At 71.7% G+C, this 15,351-nt stretch carries 6 protein-coding genes; 1 reads left to right on the top strand and 5 read right to left on the bottom strand.

Features of this window, described 5'->3' with window-relative positions; all coding sequences use genetic code 11:
- Positions 1-19: 19 nt before the first annotated feature.
- Genes GKO32_RS31720 through GKO32_RS31700 form a run of 5 tightly spaced genes read right to left on the bottom strand, consistent with a single transcriptional unit; the run spans position 20 to position 4,965 of the window.
- The gene (locus GKO32_RS31720; RefSeq protein ID WP_208024610.1) at positions 20-1,096 is read right to left on the bottom strand and encodes an alpha/beta hydrolase; all 1,077 of its coding nucleotides are present in this window, start codon (positions 1,094-1,096) and stop codon (positions 20-22) included.
- On the bottom strand, positions 1,084-1,842 hold the full coding sequence (locus tag GKO32_RS31715; RefSeq protein ID WP_154760593.1) for a 2-oxo acid dehydrogenase subunit E2: 759 nt from the start codon (positions 1,840-1,842) through the stop codon (positions 1,084-1,086). Before GKO32_RS31715 ends, GKO32_RS31720 begins: the two co-directional genes overlap by 13 nt.
- Positions 1,839-2,066: a phosphopantetheine-binding protein gene (locus tag GKO32_RS31710; RefSeq protein WP_154760592.1), complete on the bottom strand. Its 228-nt coding sequence runs from the start codon at positions 2,064-2,066 to the stop codon at positions 1,839-1,841. The genes GKO32_RS31715 and GKO32_RS31710 overlap by 4 nt, the downstream gene beginning before the upstream one ends.
- Entirely contained in the window at positions 2,063-3,934 is a 1,872-nt protein-coding gene (locus GKO32_RS31705; protein WP_208024609.1) for an HAD-IIIC family phosphatase, read from the bottom strand. The genes GKO32_RS31710 and GKO32_RS31705 overlap by 4 nt, the downstream gene beginning before the upstream one ends.
- Complete coding sequence (locus GKO32_RS31700) at positions 3,931-4,965, bottom strand: 3-oxoacyl-ACP synthase III family protein (protein WP_154760591.1); 1,035 nt, start codon at positions 4,963-4,965, stop codon at positions 3,931-3,933. The genes GKO32_RS31705 and GKO32_RS31700 overlap by 4 nt, the downstream gene beginning before the upstream one ends.
- Before the next feature lie 174 nt (positions 4,966-5,139).
- On the opposite strand from GKO32_RS31700, the gene GKO32_RS38570 reads away from it, so the two are divergent.
- Positions 5,140-15,351 (top strand): type I polyketide synthase (locus GKO32_RS38570; protein WP_446680222.1); only part of this gene is annotated, 10,212 nt, incomplete at its 3' end.

The raw sequence follows: 15,351 nt of genomic DNA, 5'->3' as shown, positions 1-15,351 counted from the left end.
AACGGTCGCCATGCGCACGTCAGCCGGCCGGAAGGATGTTCTTGTCGCGTCCCGCGGCCGACCGCGGCCGGATCAGTTTCAGCGCCGTGCCCAGTGCGAGCCGCGGCAGTACCGGTGCACCGTGCATCCGCAGAATCGCGAGCATCGACCACAGCCGTGTTTGCCGCACGTGGTGCGGTGAGCCGTGCACGTCGTCGTGTTCCGTCGTCCAGGACAACCGGATCGCGGTGCGCAGTGCGTCGCCGTCGGCGGGCGGGATGATCTCGTCGCGGGTGCTGATCGTCGCCGCCACCGGAATGGTCAGTGCGGTCAGCGCCTCCCGCGGAAGTGCCCAGTCCGCCGGTGGCAAGCGGCCTATCAGGTGTCGCAACGTCTCCGCCGTGATGGCCGGCAGGCGCCGCTGCCATTCCAGGTCCGTGAAGAACGCGGCGACCGGGGCGCCGGCCGTCACGATGCCGCGCAAGCGCACGTCTTCGGCCGCGCACCGCAGGGCGAGATGGCCGCTGAAGCTGAGCGCGATGGCATAGGTGTGCGAGACGTCGGCGCGGCCGGCGAGCGCGTCGAGGACGGCCGGGAACATCCGCCAGCTGTCCGCGTCGTAGGGGAGCGGGTTCTCCCCGACACCGGGCAGTTCGGCGACGACTCCGGCGAAGCCCATCCTGCGCAGGGCCAGCAAGGCCGGCGCCCACTGCTCCTTCACGCTGACGATGCCACCGCACAGCAGCACCAGCGGGCGGGGCCGGGTCGCGGACAGGCCCGCCGCCCAGCACCGTACCCGTCCGCCCGGCACCGGGATTTCGACCCGCTCCAGCCCCCTGGGCCCGGCCCAGTGGGCGAAAGTTTCGATCGCTCGCTCCAGCGCGGCGCGACGAGCCACACCGTCCACATAGGGAAACCGGGCCATCACGAAACAACTGGTCGCTCGCAGCAACTTGCCTTTCGCGCGGAGCCGCTCACCCTCGGCCGACCACTCCGAGACCCACGCGTCGTCGTCGGAGATGCGGGCGAGGATCGACTCCCCGCCGCTGATGTTCTGCGATCGGACGTGCAGTCTGGCGAACTGCTTGAGCTCGGCCGTGCCGATCACCGCCGCCACCGTTCCAGTGTTTCCTTGATACCGGCCAGCACTTCGGCCGCCTCGGCGCCGTCGAGCACCCGGTGGTCGAACGCGAGACTCAGGCGCATCACCGGCGCGATCGTCACCGCATCGTCCCGTACCACGGGACGGTCGGTGATCCGCCCGACTCCCACCGTGACGCTCGTGCCGCCGACGGAGTGGAAGCTGTCCACCGCGGTGTGACCGAGCGACGTGACCGAGACGGTGCCCATGAGGTTCGGGCGCCTTCTCAGCGAACGAGCGGCGGACCGGAATGCGAGCGCCGACAACGGCCATGGCAGCCGCTGGAGCAGCCGCGCTCCGCTGAGTTCGTCCAAATCGGACGGATCGGTGTCCCGGAACCGGTCCACCTCCTTCTGGATCACGTCCAGTGCGGCAGTGTCGACGCCCGGCACCACGGCCGAGAAGACCACCCGTTCGCCATTGATCGTCTTGTCGAGCGTGACCTTGGCGGCGACCGAGTCGTACCTGGCCACCCTGGGCCACCGTTTCCCCGATATCGCCCGGTTGGCCGCCGGGTGCTCGGCCAGCACCCGGCCCGCGGCGTACAGGACGTAGGTGACCCAGGACAGCCGCACCCCGCCGTCCCGCGAGGCCGCGCGGTGGGCCCGGACGGCGGTCATGTCGACCTCGGAATCGAGGAACACCGGCGCGATCGACCTGGCGTATTCGAGGAACCGCAGCGTGTGCCTGCGTTCGCGCGGCAGGGGGCCGATGGCGGTCATGCCGCGACCGTGAGGTCGTACAGCGCGGACAGGCTGCGGCTGCCGAGGACGTCCGGCAGGGACAGGGGTTTGCCGGTGGTGCGCTCGAGCACGGTCACCAGGTGCAGCAGCAACGCCGAGTCCCAGCCGGGCAGCTGGTCGAAATCGAGGCCGACGTCGTCGGCGGAGACGGTCAGCCCCACCTCTTCGCGCAGCAGGGTCAGGAACTGATCGAGGGTCGTCATCGGACCGGCCTTTCGATTTCACCGGTGAACCGGACGTGCTTGGGGATCTCCACGGGCAGCGCGAGATCGTGCCGGAACACCGTCCGCTCGTCGTCGTGGTCGTGCGTGGTGAAGCCATAACGCGGATAGAACTCCCGCACCACCGCGTTCTTGAGCGACGGACGGTAGATCGCGCGCATCTCGTGCACGCCGGTGGCGAACGCGTGGTCGAGCACGGCGGCCAAGCAGGCCTGCTCGATCCCGCGGGAGAACACCCGGCAGCTGAGCAGGAAGTTGTCGATCCACGCGAGTTCACCGTCGCGCCGGTAGAAGACCGCCCCGACGATGCCGTTGTCACCGAAGCGATCACGCGACGCGATCGTGAACACGATGCTGTCCTCGTCGGCCAGCAGCCGGGTCACGTCCTGGTGCTGCAGCCTGTGGGTGGTGAGGTTGAACTGGTTGGTGCGCAACGACATCTGTGCGACCCGGCCGGCCTGGGCCGCTGTCGCGACGCCGAGGTGCACCGTCACGTCGAGCTCGCGGAGGTAGTCCTCGATGCTGGAGAACGTGCTGAGGAAAGTCTTGCGGGCCACTTCCTGCTTGTACTTGACCCCACGGGTGCGGTCTTCGCCGGTCAGTTCCGTGACGGTGAACCAGTTGTCCCGCAACAGGTCTCGCGGGTGCCACGCGGGTTCCTCGGTGAGCCCCACCACGGCCGTCCCCGGCAGCCCACGGCGGACGAGACCGCATTCGTACGGGCTGTCGTCGGCGAACACGAAGCTGTCCACCCCGATGTTGAGAGCTTCGGCCAGTTCGGTGAGGTTCTGGTGCTTGGGATCCCAGTTCGCCGTGATCCGGACGAAATCGTCCTCGGACAGCGGCATGCCCGGATGCGCACGAAAGGCCGCGCGCACGTCCTCCGCCTCGTTCTTGCTCACGGCGGCCAGCAGCACCCCGCGCGAGCCGATCTGCTTGACGACGCGCTGGAACGCCTGGAAGGCGTCTCCGCGTCCGCCTCCGCCGACGGCGATTCCGTCCGGGCCGTCCTCGGCGAGGATGCCGTCCCACAGCGTCTGGTCGAGATCGAGGACGAGGCACTTCTTGGTGAGTCCGGTGATCTGCCGCGCGACGTGGCCGGCCTCGCGGGCGTAACGGACGAGCAGCTCCTCGGACAGGTACGCGCCGGCGTACACCGACATCCGCGGTTCGGTGAGGGGAATGCCCTCCGCCACCAGGGAATCCAGGTCGATGACGACGACTGAGGGGTGCTCGCCGGCGAGCCGCAGCAAGCGTACTTCGGCTTCGTGCCAGGCAATGCTCAGCCGCGCGCGGGAGCGCCGGTCCACCAGCGCGGCCGAAAGTTCGTGCGGCAGCGGGAAAGTATTGAGCACCAGTGTCGCGTCGCTCCGCGCGGTGAAGCCGGCCACCAGCTGCTCGAGCAGGTCGAGCTTCTCGGCGAGCACGCGTTCGGCGTCTTCGGCCTCCCAGGGGACGGCCAGCTCACGCGTGATCATCGACGGGTCGAGCACACACAGGACGAGATCGGGTTGGTGCCGGGCGATCTCCGGATCGTCGCCGGAGAGGACGAAGACGTAACTGTCGAACCCGGCGAGCACGGGTCGCAGGAGCAGGCCGTGCCGCGCGGTTTCGGCGGTCATCGGCGCGACGAGCCCGTCGAGCGTGCCGGGCCCGGTGATCACGGTGGTCACGGCCCGCTGGTCCGGCTGCGCCGCCAGCACCTCGTCGGCGTCCACCCGGGACAGCAGGTGGCCGGCGCGCACCAGCTCCTCGGCGGTCAGTTCCGCGAGCAGGCCGGGCAACCGCGGATAGTTTTCGGCGAGCGCACCGTCGTGGTGCAGCTCGAAGAGGTCGGTCAGGCCGGTCACAGCACCTCCAGGGTGAAGCCGCCTTTGATCCACTTGCTGGACTCCACCGACACCGCCAGTGCGCGATCGCCCGCCGTCAGCCGGGGGAGCAGCTCTTCCAGCTGGAAGAACGGCAAGGCGTTCGCGGTGTTGCCGGTCCGCTCGACGCACCCGATCTCCGCCGCCGCGGGCATGTCGAGCCCGGCGACGATGCGGCCGGTCATCTTCGGCGACAGCTGTGGCGGCAACAGATAGTCCACATCGGACCGTTTCCAGTTCAGCCCGTCCAGCAGCTCGTCGACGATCTCCAGTGCCAGCACGGGAACGCGTTCTTCGATCGCCTTGTAGTCCTCCTGCACCGCGGGCAGGTCCTCGCCGCGGTCGCGGAGGCCGAACCATTCGACCCGCTGACCGGGCGCCTCGCCGAGCCCGGTGAACGTCGTGAGCACCCGGTTCAGCCGGACGCCCCGCTGACCGGGTTCCGCCGCACGCAGCAGGACCGCGCCGACCCCGTCCCCGAACAGGACCGTGTTGACCCATTCCGACGGGGGCAGCTTCGCGTAGTCGATGCCGAGGTCGACGTGTTTGGCGCACACGTCACCGCCCAGCACCAGCGCGGTCCGGTGGCCGCCCGTCCCCAGCAGGCGGGTGGCCAGGTAGAGGGCCTGCATGGCGCCGGTGCAGCCGGACTGGATCTGGAACGTGGGCACCTGCGCGATCCCCAGCCGGTCGGCGATGAGGTTGACCGTCGTGGGCAGGAGTGAGTCCGGCATGGACGTTCCCATGATCACCACATCCACCTCGCCCGCCTGGATGCCCGCGGCCGAAAGCGCCTGGCGCGCCGCGGTTTCGCCCAGATCGGCGAGCGAGTACCGGACCTCGCCGGTGGCCAGGTCGATGGCGAGGTGCCGGGTCTTGGTTCCGATGAAGCCGTCCACCCACTGCTCGAACACGGGCCCCAGCCCGAGTACCGCACCCAGCTCGGCATTGGTCACCGCCGGTCCCGGCAGTGCTGTGCCGACCGAGCTGATGTGCACGACCGACTCCGCCATGAATGTTCCCCTCGTCCGGTTGCGGCGACTGCGGAGATTTTCGGCGGCGGAGGCAAAGCAGCGCTTAAGCCGTGCTTGTCCGGCCGCGATTAAGGAGCGCTTTAAGGCCCGCGCGGATGGTTGCTCGCCGAGGTGCACGCCGCGTCCATCCCGCTTTCGTCAGGAAGTTGAGCCTTGATGACGAACGAAGAAAAGCTCACCGACTATCTTCGGCTGGTCACCACCGAGTTGCGCCAGACCCGCCGGCGCCTCGAGGACGCCGAGGCCGCGGAGCGGGAGCCGATCGCCATCGTCGCGATGGCGTGCCGCTATCCCGGGGGCGTGGCCACGCCGGGGCAGTTGTGGGACCTGGTGGCGCAGGGACGGGACGCGATCGGCGAGTTCCCCGAAGACCGCGGTTGGGACGTGGCCGGGCTCTACGACCCGGTGCCGGACCAGCCGGGCAAGAGTTACGTACGGACGGGTGGGTTCCTGCGCGACGCGGCCGGGTTCGACGCCGAGTTCTTCGGTATCAGCCCGCGCGAGGCGCTCGCGGTCGACCCGCAGCAGCGGCTGCTGCTGGAAGTCAGCTGGGAGACGCTGGAGCGCGCGGGGCTGGAGCCGCGGTCGCTGCGGGGCAGCCGCACCGGCGTGTTCGCCGGGTTGTTCTACAACGACTACGTTTCGCGGCTGCGGTCGGCACCGGCCGAGCTGGAGGGCTATCTCGCGAGCGGGAACACCACGAGCGTCGCGTCGGGACGGATCTCCTACACCTTCGGGTTCGAGGGGCCCGCGCTGACCGTCGACACCGCCTGCTCGTCGTCACTGGTCGCCCTGCATCTCGCCGTGCGGTCGCTGCGGCACCGCGAATGCGACCTGGCACTGGCGGGCGGGGCGACCGTGATGACGGCGCCGACCGCGTTCGTCGAGTTCAGCAGGCAGGGCGGGCTCGCCCCGGACGGTCGCTGCCGCTCGTTCGCCGCGGGCGCCAACGGCACCAGCTGGGGCGAGGGTGCCGGCATACTGCTGCTGGAGAGGCTGTCCGATGCCCGGCGCAACGGGCATCCGGTCGTGGCGCTGGTGCGTGGCAGCGCGGTCAACCAGGACGGTGCGAGCAACGGGCTGACCGCACCTCATGGGCCGTCCCAGGAGCGGGTCATCCGCGAGGCGCTGACCGCGAGCGGTGTGCGACCGTCCGATGTGGACATCGTCGACGGGCACGGGACCGGCACCACGCTCGGGGACCCGATCGAGGCCCGTGCCCTGCTGGCCACGTACGGCCGCGACCGCACGGGAGAGCCGCTGTGGCTGGGCTCGGTCAAGTCGAACTTCGGGCACACCCAGGCCGCCGCCGGGATCGCCAGCGTGATCAAGATGGTGGAGGCCATCCGGCACCGCACCATGCCCAGGACCCTGCATATCGACCGGCCGTCGGACGAGGTGGATTGGCAGTCGGGCCAGGTGTCGCTGCTGACCGACGCCAGGCACTGGCCGGACCCCGGGCGACCGCGCCGCGCCGCGGTGTCCTCGTTCGGGATGAGCGGTACCAACGCGCACGTGATCGTCGAGGAGCCACCGCCCCCGGCCGCCGGCACGGAGGAACCCGGCACGCCCGACATCGCGTGGGTGCTTTCCGCGACGAGCACCGACGCGCTGCGCGAGCACGCCGCCCGGCTGCACGACCACGTCCGCGACACGGACTCGTCCGGGATCGGGCGGGTGCTGGGCCGGCGCACGACGTTCGCGCACCGGGCCGTGGTGGTCGGGAATGCTCGCCACGAGCTGGTCGACGGGGTGCGGGCACTGGCCGACGGGCAGCCCTCGCCGAACGTGCTCCAGGGTGTCGCCCGGCAGGCGGGCAAGCCGGTGTTCGTCTTTCCCGGGCAGGGTTCGCAGTGGGCGGGCATGGGCGCCGAGCTGCTGGACACCGCGCCGGTCTTCGCGGCGAAACTGACCGAGTGCGCTCGCGCGCTCGCCCCGTACACCGGCTGGGATCTGCTCGACGTGGTGCGGGGCAACGGCGGCGCACCGGGCCTGGACCGGGTGGAGGTGGTCCAGCCCGCGCTGTTCGCGGTGCTCGTGTCGCTCGCCGAGCTCTGGCGGGCGCATGGCGTCGTCCCGGCCGCCGTGGTGGGCCACTCCCAGGGCGAGATCGCCGCGGCCTGCGTGGCGGGCGCGTTGGACCTCGACACCGCCGCAAGGGTGGTTTCCTTGCGCAGCAAGGCTATCGCCGAGATCGCGGGCACCGGCGGCATGGTGTCGATGCCGCTCTCGCTCGCCGACACCGAACGGTTCATCGCACCGTGGTCCGGCCGGATTTACGTCGCCGCGCACAACAGCCCGGGCTCCACCGTGGTCGCCGGCGAGGCCGAGGCGCTCGACGAGCTGATGGATGCCGCCGGCGACGTGCGTGCCCGCCGCGTGCCCGTCGACTACGCGTCTCACACCCCGTCCATGGACGCCTTGCGCGACCGGCTGGTGGCCGACCTCGGCGAGTTTTCCCCGCGACCGGCCACGGTCCCGTTCTTCTCGACGCTGACCGGAGAACTGCTCACCGACACCACCGTGCTGGACGCGGGTTACTGGTTCCGGAACCTGCGGGAGACCGTCCGGTTCGCCCCGGCGGTGCGGGCGGCGGCCGAGCGTGGCTACACGACCTTCGTCGAGGTCAGTCCGCATCCGGTGCTCACGGTTCCGGTCGAGCAGACCGCGGAAGGCTCGATCGTGGCCGGGACCCTTCGCCGCGACGACGGTGGGCTGACCCGCTTCACCGCCTCACTCGCCGAGCTGTTCGTCAAGGGCGTCGCCGTCGACTGGGCCGCACTGCTGGGACCGGCGCCCGCTCAGCTTCCGGAGGTGCCGACGTATCCGTTCCAGCGCCGGCGTTTCTGGCTCGAAGACGGGGAACCGGCCGCCGACGCCCGAGGCATGGGGCAGTCCGCGGCCGGGCACCCGCTCCTCGGTGCCGTCGTCGAAGTCGCCGACGGCACCGGGCTGGTACTGACCGGAAGAGTGTCGGCCGCCGCGCAGCCGTGGCTCGCCGACCACCGGGTGGCGGGGCGGATTTTGTTCCCCGGTACCGGTTTCGTGGAGCTCGTGGCACATGCCGGGCAGCTGGCCGGCGCCGGCTCGATCGCCGGGCTGACGCTCCAGGCCCCGCTCGAGCTGGCGGACTCCGTCGCTGTGCAGATCGTCGTCCGCGCACCGTCGGAAGCCGGCGACCGCGAGGTGAGCGTCCACTCCAGGGCTGCGGACGACGCCGAATGGACCTGCCACGCCACGGGCACGCTGACTCCCCGGCCCTACGCCGCGGCGTCCCCGGCGGAATGGCCGCCGCGGGATGCCGTTCCGGTGGACCTCACCACAGCGTATGAAGACCTCGCCGACCGCGGACTCGGCTACGGCCCGGTGTTCCGCGGCCTGCGCGCGGCGTGGCGGCGCGGGGACGAGTCCTTCGCCGAGGTCTCGCTCCCCCCGGGCACCGATGTCACGCGATTCGGCGTGCATCCCGCGCTGCTCGACGCCGCCCTGCACGTGCAGGGCGTCGTGACCGGTGCGGAACTCAGGCTGCCGTTCGAGTGGAACGGCGTGACCGTGCACCGCTCGGGTGCTGACACGCTGCGGGTGCGGATCGGGCCGGCCGGCGACGACGACGCCGTCGCGATCGAGGCATCCACTGTGGACGGTGAGCCGGTGGTGACCGTCGGGTCGCTGCGCACCCGTGCGCTGTCGTCCGCGCGGCTGTTCGACGTTTCCCGTTCGTTGTTCGGCGTCACATGGGTTCCGGTGTCCGGGGAACCCGTCCCGTGCGAGTCCTTCGACGACTACGACGCCGTCCGCGCGATCCGGGACGTCCCGGCCGTGGTCGCGGTTCCGGTCCACGGGGCCGGCGCCCGCGACGCCGTCCAGCAGCTCGCCGCGTTCCTGCAGTGGTGGCTCGGCGAAGAGCGGTTCGAATCGGCCGTGCTCGTGATCCGGGTCCGCGGCGACCTCATGGGCCGCGCGTGCGAAGGACTGGTCCGGTCCGCGCAGACCGAACATCCCGGCCGGTTCGTCCTGCTCGAGCACCCCGACGACGGTGCGCCGCCCCGGATCGTGCCCGGTGAGCCACAGCTGGCCCCCCGCGACGGAGTGCTGTGCGCGCCACGGCTGGCCCGGCTCCCGGCCGGAACCGAGCCCGCTGATCGGGGCGCCCTCGGCGACGGCACCGTGCTGCTGACGGGCGGCACCGGCGGCATCGGCTCCGCGCTGGCGAGGCACCTGATCACCGAACACGGCGTGCGCAGCCTGGTGCTGCTCAGCCGGCGTGGCGGTGACCCGTCCGGGCTCGCCGCCGAGTTCCCGGATGTCGACATCCGGACCGAAGCGGGCGACGCCGCCGACCGGGCCGCGCTGGCTTCGGTGCTCGACCGGATTCCGGGACGGCTGACCGCGGTCGTGCACGCCGCCGGGGTCCTCGAAGACGGCGTGCTCGCCTCGCTCACCCCGGACCAGATCGACCGGGTACTGCGGCCGAAGATCGACGCCGCGTGGCACCTGCACGAGCTGACCAGTGGACTGGACCTTTCCGCGTTCGTGCTGTTCTCCTCGGCGGCGGGTGTGTTCGGCACCGCGGGACAGGCCCACTACGCGGCGGGCAACACCTACCTCGACGGTCTCGCCGGATACCGGCGCTCCCTGGGCCTGCCGGCGGTGTCCCTGGCGTGGGGGCTGTGGGAGCTCGACAGCGAAATGACCAGAGCACTGGACGCGGCGGGCCGCTCCCGGTTGTCCCGTGGCGGTCTGCTCCCGATGGGCACGGGCGAAGGGCTGGCGCTTTTCGACGCGGCGCTGGACACCGATGCCGCACTCGTGGTGCCCGTGCGGCTCGACCTCGCCGGTTTGCGTGGCCTGGCCGCGCGCGGCCAGGTGCCCCCGATCGCTCGCGATCTGCTGCCTGCCGCGCCGGTCGCCGGGGGAGGGTGGGCGCAGCGGCTCGCCGGGCTGTCCGCGGACCATCGTGCCCGAGCTCTCGGCGGGCTGGTCGGCGAGCAGGTCAGCGCCGTACTCGGGCATGCCGACGGTGACATCGTCGACCCGGGCCGCGCTTTCCGGGATCTGGGCTTCGACTCGCTGACCGCCGTCGAGCTGCGCAACCGGCTCGCCGCCGCCACCGGGCTGACCCTGCCCGCCACCCTGGTCTTCGACCACCCCACGGTGACCGCGCTGAGCGCCTACCTGCTCACGAGGATGTCCGGCGACGCGGCGGTTCCCGGCCACGAGGTCGCCACGGCCGCCCCCGATGAGCCGATCGCGATCGTCGGGATGGCGTGCCGGTTCCCCGGCGGAGTGCGCACGCCCGGGGAACTGTGGCGGCTGGTCGCCGACGGCGGCGACGCCATCACCCCGTTCCCCACCGATCGTGGGTGGGATTTGGCGGAGCTGTTCGATGCGGACCCGGATTCGGTGGGGTCGTGTTATGTGCGTGAGGGTGGGTTTTTGTCGGGGGTGGCGGATTTTGATGCTGGTTTTTTTGGGATGAGTCCGCGGGAGGCGTTGGCGACGGATCCGCAGCAGCGGTTGTTGTTGGAGGTGGCGTGGGAGGCGGTGGAGCGGTCGGGTATTGATCCGGTGTCGTTGCGGGGTTCGCGGACGGGTGTGTTCGCGGGCGTGATGTACGACGACTACGGCTCCCGCCATGCCCAAGCCCCGGAAGGCTTCGAAGGCTATCTGGTCAGTGGCAGCGCCGGGAGTGTCGCTTCGGGCCGGGTGGCTTATGCGCTGGGTTTGGAGGGTCCGGCGATCACGGTGGATACGGCGTGTTCGTCGTCGTTGGTGTCGGTTCATCTGGCCGCGCAGGCATTGCGGGCGGGGGAATGCTCGCTCGCCGTGGCCGGGGGCGTGACGGTGATGGCGACGCCGGCCGTGTTCGTGGAATTCAGCCGCCAGCGCGGACTCGCGCCCGACGGGCGCTGCAAATCGTTCGCGGGTGCGGCCGATGGTGCGGCGTGGTCGGAGGGTGTGGGTGTGGTGGTGTTGGAGCGGTTGTCGGATGCGGTGCGCGCTGGTCGTCGGGTGTTGGCGGTGGTGCGGGGTTCGGCGGTGAATTCGGATGGTGCGTCGAACGGGTTGACGGCGCCGAACGGTCCCTCGCAGCAGCGGGTGATCCGTACTGCGCTTGCGGGTGCGGGCTTGCGTCCGTCCGAAGTGGACCTGGTGGAGGCGCACGGGACGGGTACCCGGCTCGGTGATCCGATCGAGGCGCAGGCGTTGCTGGCCACTTACGGTCAGGAGCGGGACGGGGCGCCGCTCTACCTCGGGTCGGTGAAGTCGAATATCGGTCACACCCAGGCGGCCGCGGGTGTCGCGGGGATCATCAAAATGGTCCAGGCCATGTGCCACGGTGTGGTACCCAAAACCCTGCACATCGACGAGCCCTCGCCGCACGTGGACTGGACCGCGGGGGAGGTGGTGCTCGCCGAGGAAGCGCTGGAATGGCCGGACACCGGGCGCCCCCGCCGCGCCGCGGTCTCCTCGTTCGGGCTCAGCGGCACCAACGCCCACATCATCCTCGAACAGGGCCCGGACACGACCCACGAGCCGGCCGAGGTGACGGAACCACTGCTGTGGCCGCTCTCGGCGAAGACCCCAGCCGCCCTGCGCGCGCTGGCCGGCCGCCTGCGTGAGCACACCGGTGACCCGGTGGGCACCGGTCATGCGCTGGCCACCCGCCGCGCGGCTTTCGAGCATCGCGCCGTCATCGTGGCCGCCGACAGCCAGACCCTCCGGACCGGGCTCACCGCGCTGGCCGCGGGCGAGCCGTCTGCGTCCGTCCTCACCGGTATCGCGCCCGCCGACGCCAAACCCGTGTTCGTGTTCCCGGGTCAGGGATCACAGTGGCCGGGGATGGCGGTGGAGTTGCTGGATTCGTCGCCGGTGTTCGCGGAGCGGTTCGCCGAGTGCGGTGCGGCGTTGCGCGGGTTTGTGGACTGGTCGCCGGCCGCTGTGGTGCGCTCGGGTGAGTTCGATCGTGTGGACGTGGTGCAGCCGGTGTTGTGGGCGGTGATGGTGTCGCTGGCCGAGTTGTGGCGGTCCTACGGTGTCGAGCCTGCTGCGGTGATAGGTCATTCGCAGGGGGAGATCGCGGCGGCGACCGTCGCGGGTGCACTGTCGCTCGAGGACAGTGCTCGGGTGGTTTCCCTTCGCAGCAAGGCAATCACGGCCATCACCGGATTCGGGGGCATGCTCTCGGTGGCGTTGCCCGCCGACCGCCTCACCGGGCTGCCCGCCGGACTGTCCATCGCCGCGATCAACGGCGCCGAGTCGACCGTGGTCTCCGGCGACGCGGACCAGCTGGTCGAGCTTCGTGACCGGCTGGAGGCCGAAGGCCATCGCGCCCGCCTGGTGAACGTGGACTACGCCTCCCACTCCGCGCACGTCGAGCGGATCGAGGACGAGATTCTCGCCGCGCTGGCCCCGATCCGGCCGCGATCCACCACCGTGCCGTTCTACTCCACGGTCACCGGCGAGGAACTCGACACCGCCGGACTGGATGCCGCCTACTGGTACCGCAATCTGCGCGGCACCGTCCGCTTCGACGCCGCGACCGCGCATGCACTCGGCCGCGGGCACCGCCTGTTCATCGAAACCAGCGCGCACCCGGTGCTGGTGCCCGCCATGCAGGACATCCTCGACGACACCCCGGCCGTCGCCATCGGCACGCTGCGGCGCGACGACGGCGGCCCCGGCCGGTTCCGGACCTCACTCGCCGAGGCTCATGCCCACGGCGCGAAGCTCGACTGGACAACGGTGTTCGGCGCCGGGGTGGCACCGGTCGCCGACCTGCCGACCTACCCGTTCGAGCACGAGCGGTACTGGCTCGACGCCGCTCCCGGCGCCGGTGACGTCACCGCGGCCGGTCTCGACGACACCGGCCACCCGCTCCTCGGGACCGCCGCCGAACTGGGCGGCGGCGAGGGCACGCTGTTCACCGGCGTGCTGTCCCTGCGCACCCACCCGTGGCTGGCCGACCACGCCGTCGCGGGCACCGTCCTCGTCCCCGGGGTCGCACTGGTCGAGCTGGCCACCGCGGCCGGCGCGGGGCTGGGCTGTCCCGCTGTCGACGAGCTGACCCTCGAAGCACCCCTCACCGTCCCCGCCGAGGGAGCGGTCACCGTGCAGCTGGTCGCCGGAGCCTCCGGTGACACAGGGCGCCGTCCGGTGAGCGTCTACTCGCGTGCGGCAGGCGATCGAGGCGAGTGGACCCGGCACGCCACCGGCACCGTGACCCCTGCCGCGACCCCGGGCCCGTCCATGGCTCCGGCCGACTGGGCCACGGTCTGGCCGCCGCCGCGTGCGACACCGGTGGACCTGGCGGACAGCTACGAACGCCTCGCGCTGCGCGGGTACGACTACGGCCCGATCTTCCAGTGCCTGCACGGCGTTTGGCGCGACGGCGACGACGTCTACGCCGAGGTCCGGCTGTCCGGCGAGACCCGGACCGACGGCTTCGGCGTGCATCCCGCGCTGCTCGACGCGGCCCTGCACCCGGTCGCACTTGGCTTGACGGGGGGAGACGCCGGCGCGATGCGGCTGCCGTTCGCGTGGTCGGGCGTCACGGTCCGGTCCATGGCCGGGGTGAGCGCGCTGCGGGTGCGGCTGTCGCCGGACGGCTCCGGCGGCACCCGGATCAGCGCCGCCGACGAGCAGGGCGATGCGGTTCTGACCGTCGGATCGCTGCTGCTCCGCTCGTTCTCGCCCGCCGCGCTCACCGGCGCCACCGCAGGCGGGTTACGGCGCGTCGAGTGGACCGAGATCGACCGGCCGGCACCGGGCGAGCTCACGGCCGCCGTCCGCCTCGTCACCGGCGACTCGCCGCACGGCCTGCGCGCCGCCGCACACGAGGCGCTCGCCGCCGTGCGAGAGTGGCTTTCCGGCCCGCCCGCGGCCGACCGGCTGGTCCTCGTCACCGACGATGGCGCCGCCTCCTCCGCCGTCCACGGTCTGGTGCGGGCCGCCCAAGCCGAGCATCCCGGCCAGTTCGTTCTCCTGCACGACCCGAGCGGCGAACCGGACGCCGAAGACATCGCGGCGGCGCTGGCCACCGGCGAACCCGAGCTCGCCCTGCGCGACGGGGCCTTCTTCGTGCCGGTGCTGTCGGCGCCACTGGCAGGCGGGGACCCGGTGTTCGCGGCGGAGGGAACCGTCCTCGTGACGGGCGGCACGGGCGTGCTCGGCAGCCTCGTGGCCCGTCACCTCGTCACCGCGCACGGCGTCCGGGACCTCCTCCTGCTCAGCCGCGGCGGCCCGGCCGCACCCGGTGCCGCCGCGCTCGCCCAGGACCTCACCGAAGCGGGCGCGCACGTCACGATCAGGGCATGCGATGTCGGCGATCGCGAAGCGCTTTCCGCCGCGCTGTCCGGCGAAACCCTGTCGGCGGTTGTCCACACCGCGGGCCTGCTGGACGACGCCGTCGTACACAGCCTCACCCCGGACCAGCTCGACGCCGCGCTCCACGCCAAAGCGGAAGGCGCCTGGCATCTGCACGAGCTCACCGCGGATCAGCCGCTCACGGCCTTCGTGCTCTTCTCGTCGCTGGCGGGTGTCCTCGGCAACGGGGGACAGGCCGGGTACGCCGCGGCCAATACGGCCCTCGACGCCCTCGCGGCGCGGCGGCGGGCGGACGGCCTGCCCGCGGTGTCCATCGCCTGGGGCCTGTGGGCCGACGAGTCCGCCATGACGGGGTCGCTCGACGAGCAGGACCGCGGCCGGTTCGCCAGGTCCGGCATCGTCGCGATGGCGGCGACGACCGCGCTCGGCCTGTTCGACGCCGCGCTCGCGACCAGCGAACCCGCGGTCGTCGCCGCGGGGTTCGACCCGGTCGCGCTGCGCGCACAGGCCGCGGCGGGTGACCTCCCCGCGGTACTGCGCGGGCTCGTGCCCGCGCGGCGGACCCAGTCCGCGGCCGACGCCGGCTCGCTGCGGGCCAAGCTGTCCGCCATGCCGGACGCCCATCAGGTCCGGTTGCTGGCGGACCTCGTCCGTGCCGACGCCGCCGCCGTTCTCGGACACGCCGAGGGCACGTCTGTCGACGCGGCGCGGGCGTTCCGGGACCTCGGATTCGACTCCCTCACCGGCGTCGAGCTCCGCAACCGGCTGGCCGCGCGGACCGGGCTGCGGCTGTCGCCGACTCTCGTCTTCGATCACCCGACACCACTCGTCCTCGCCGAGCACCTGCGCGAGCAGCTGGCAGGGGGCGCACCCATCCCGGCCGAGGTGACGACCCCGGCGCGGCATGACGAGCCGATCGCCGTGGTCGGGATGGCCTGTCGCTTCCCTGGCGGGGTCCGCACCCCCGGCGACCTGTGGGACCTGGTCACCGCGGAGACCGACGCCACCAGCGCCTTCCCCACCGACCGTGGCTGGGAC

This window comes from Amycolatopsis pithecellobii (genome assembly GCF_009707865.1).
GTDB classification, from domain to species: domain Bacteria; phylum Actinomycetota; class Actinomycetes; order Mycobacteriales; family Pseudonocardiaceae; genus Amycolatopsis_E; species Amycolatopsis_E pithecellobii.
This window is presented reverse-complemented; position numbering and strand designations above follow the sequence as displayed.